Below are 2,750 nucleotides of genomic sequence, written 5' to 3'. Positions count from 1 at the left end.
TGCGGATTCCAATGATCGCGCGCAGGTATTCCAATCTGATGCCGCGCAGCGTTCCGATCTGATCGCGCGCAGGTGAAGTACCCGATCGTTAAAGGCAAATTGGCACTATCGTTAGCCCGTGGTCAAGCGGCTGCCGAAGAGATCGCGCCTGGTGTTTGATGGTGTTGCTCGACGGAGCGAAGCTGACCGGACGCGCACCCCCAACAGTGCCGTAGCGGCCGGTCAGCTTCGCGGGCTGCGGTCTCGGTCTTCATCGGCCGACGATGTGATCAAGGCCGAGGAAGAACGGGCTGGCGACGCATGGAGTCGCCGTTCAGTTCGAGCCTGTGAGCGTTGTGAAGCAGGCGATCGAGTATGGCATCAGCGTAAGTTGGGTCATTTATGAGCTCATGCCATTTGACAATTGGAAGCTGGCTGGTGACGAGTGTCGAGCGACGGCCGTAGCGGTCTTCGAGGATTTCGAGCAGATAATGACGGGCATTGGCGTCGATGGCTTGGAGGCCCCAATCGTCCAAAATTAGGAGCTCGACGGCGGCGATGCTCTTCATCCGCGAAGCGAGTCGGCCATCGCCCCGGGCAAGGTCCAGTTCTTCGATCAACCGCGGCAGCCGGGTGTAAAGTACAGAATGGTTGTCCCGGCAGGCCTTGTGGCCGAGCGCACAGCCTAGCCAGCTTTTCCCGACGCCAGTTGGCCCGACAATGGCGCAATTCTCATGGTTCTTGATCCAGTCTCCGTTGAGCAGCATGTCGAACAAGCGGCGATCGAGCCCACGGGGAGCACGGTAGTCGATATCCTCGGGCACGGCATGATGACGCAGCTTTGCCTTGCGAAGACGAAGTGCCAGGCGCCGGTTGTTACGCCAAGTCGCTTCATGGTCCAGCAGCAACGCCAGCCATTCGGCGTGAGCGAGACCCTGGACCTCCTCGTTGTCGGCGAGGCTCGTGAAGGCCTCGGCCATGCCGGTAAGGCCGAGCCGGGTAAGCAAGTGGAGTGTGGGGTGTGTCAGCATTTTCTTCCCTTTTAGTGGTAATAGTCCGAGCCTCTGATGTTGGTGTGTATGATCGGCTCGGGCTCGGGGGACGCGGGCGTTGCAACGCGATCGAGGCCCTTCTCGAGGATCGATTTGACGCTTGGGTAGTTGCGAGCCTGGATCTCAAGCGCGCGCAGCGCGGCCGCCTCGAGGCGCTCGGCGCCAAAGCGCTTCTCAAGCCGGAGGATCCCCAGGCACGAACGATAGCCCTGTTCGGGATGCGGCCGATCCTCGATGATCCGATCGACCAGCAGGCGCAGCATCGGGCCGATCCGGGCTGCCTCGCTGCGGATCTTTGCCGGCGTCCACTCGCCATAGCGCCGGTGGCTGGAAGGCATGTGGGCGCTGATCGTCGTGTGCCGCCCGTTGCCGCTGCCGCGCATGTGTGCGGCGATACGCTCGCCGCCCAGGAAGATTTCAACCGTTCGCGCACAGATCCGCGTTTCTACCTCGCGACGGGCGAAGCGGTAGGGCACCGAGTAGTAGTGCCGTTCGATCTCGACGTGATAGTCGAGCCCGACCCGGCATCGGCGCCATTCGGCATGGACCCACGGCTCGCCAGGAAGCGGTTTAAGATTGGGCGCATCAATTTCCTCGAACAGCTGGCGCCGTGTGCGACCATGCTGACGCAGCACCCGTCCGTCATTGAGCTTGACCAGCCACTCGGCGATCGCAGCGTTGAGTTCGGCCAGGCTGTAAAAAGTTCGGTTGCGCAGCCGCCCCAGCAGCCAGCGCTCGACGATTCCGACGCAGGCCTCGACCTTCGCCTTATCTCTCGGACGACGCGGCCGTGCCGGCAAAATCGCCGTGCCGTAATGCTGTGCCATATCGCTATAGCTGCAGTTGACCATAGGGTCATAGAGGCAGGCCTTGATCACCGCGACCTTGGCGTTGTCGGGCACCAAGAGTTGCGTCGCGCCGCCAAAAAAGCTGAAGGCCGCGTTATGTCCCGCGATCCAGTCGCCGAGCCGCTCGGTCCACGTCGCCAGCGCGAACGACAAACTGGACGCGCCCATGACCGCGACGAAGATGTGCGCGTCACGTACCTCGCCAGTCTTGCGGTCAACCACCGGCACCGTGTCGCCGGCATAGTCGACAAACAATTTCTCGCCCCCGCCGTGGTGCTGGCGCATCACCAGCGGCAGCCGGCCTTCCCAATTGCGGAACAAGTCACAGAAACGGCTGTACCGGTACCCGTCCGGATGCTCTGCAATGTACTCGTCCCACAGCACCTGCAAGGTCACATGCTTGCGCTTGAGTTCGCGGGCAATAACGGACCAGTCAGGCTCGGCCACCTTGCGCCGACCAGGCTTCACGCCAGGCACCCCGTACAGCAGTTGCTCCAGCTCGGCGTCGCTTATCGCTTCCGGGACTGGCCATGCCAGACCCGCGCCCGCAAACCGCTTCAGCGTGTCACGTACCGTCGTCGGCCCGACGCCGACACGCTCGCCAACCACGCGCGTCGAGAGCCCAGCCTCAAGGCTCAACCTCACAATCTCGCGCACATGGCGCATGATAACCCTCCTCGTCGGCATCCAATTCTCCAAGCTGATTCCAGCCGGAGAAATGACCCAACGATCAGGCCTCACACCATCCGAAACTGCGCGCGATCAAATCGGAATGCTGCGCGGAGAATGCTCGGAATGCTGCGCGCGATCATTTCGGAACCCTGCGCGCCATCAACTCGGTACGGTGCGCACCATCATCTCGGAATCCGCA

2 protein-coding genes are annotated in these 2,750 nt (G+C 62.1%); both read right to left on the bottom strand.

Annotated features, from left to right (window positions below):
• Positions 1–269: 269 nt before the first annotated feature.
• Complete coding sequence (gene istB, locus J6497_RS40370; protein ID WP_225709703.1) at positions 270–1,010, bottom strand: IS21-like element helper ATPase IstB; 741 nt, start codon at positions 1,008–1,010, stop codon at positions 270–272.
• Positions 1,011–1,021: 11 nt separating this feature from the next.
• The gene (gene istA / locus J6497_RS40365; RefSeq protein WP_225709702.1) at positions 1,022–2,545 is read right to left on the bottom strand and encodes an IS21 family transposase; all 1,524 of its coding nucleotides are present in this window, start codon (positions 2,543–2,545) and stop codon (positions 1,022–1,024) included.
• Positions 2,546–2,750: the final 205 nt, after the last annotated feature.

It is taken from the genome of Bradyrhizobium cenepequi (genome assembly GCF_020329485.1).
GTDB classification, from domain to species: Bacteria; Pseudomonadota; Alphaproteobacteria; order Rhizobiales; family Xanthobacteraceae; genus Bradyrhizobium; species Bradyrhizobium cenepequi.
Note: the sequence above shows the minus strand (reverse complement) of the source record. Positions and strands in the feature narration are given on the sequence as shown.